This window comes from Pseudomonas sp. 05N434 (genome assembly GCF_056396965.1).
Map to the genome: position 1 here is coordinate 1 of NZ_JBFTMK010001127.1, position 458 is coordinate 458.

Here is a 458-nt window from a genome sequence, read left to right on the forward strand (position 1 = left end):
GGGCTGCCCAGCGACTGATAGTAGCGAACTAACTTACCAGAAATGACAGCCGTATCGGCTTTATATATATTTACAACTGGATCTTTTTCATCCGCGGCCAAGGCGCAGCAGGAAAAAGCCAAACCTACCAACAGCATTAAGTTTTTCATTTCTCACCTTATAGATAATTTTTACGCCTAGTAAAGCGATCTAACGGAACATTTGACCAATTGTTTTGATTGGACATAATAGACTTCAATTCAGCCCTATTGTTTTGAACAAAAGGCCGCTGAACCAATATCCTTGATGTCGGCGTATAATCCCCTCGATACCTCAGATCCACAATCATATCTTGAATTTTTGGATCAATCGCATCCCAATTCAACGCACCGTACTCACCAATATTAAAAGCCTGCCCTGATATTGTAATAACTTTATTTTTCATATCGTCATAAACAGAAGTAAACAATTTGTACTGC

The 458-nt window shown here is 39.3% G+C and carries 1 pseudogene; it reads right to left on the reverse strand.

The annotated features are described in order from the left end of the window. Positions 1-157: 157 nt before the first annotated feature. Positions 158-458: pseudogene (locus tag AC1DLB_RS32060) on the reverse strand (hypothetical protein); the annotation flags it as partial.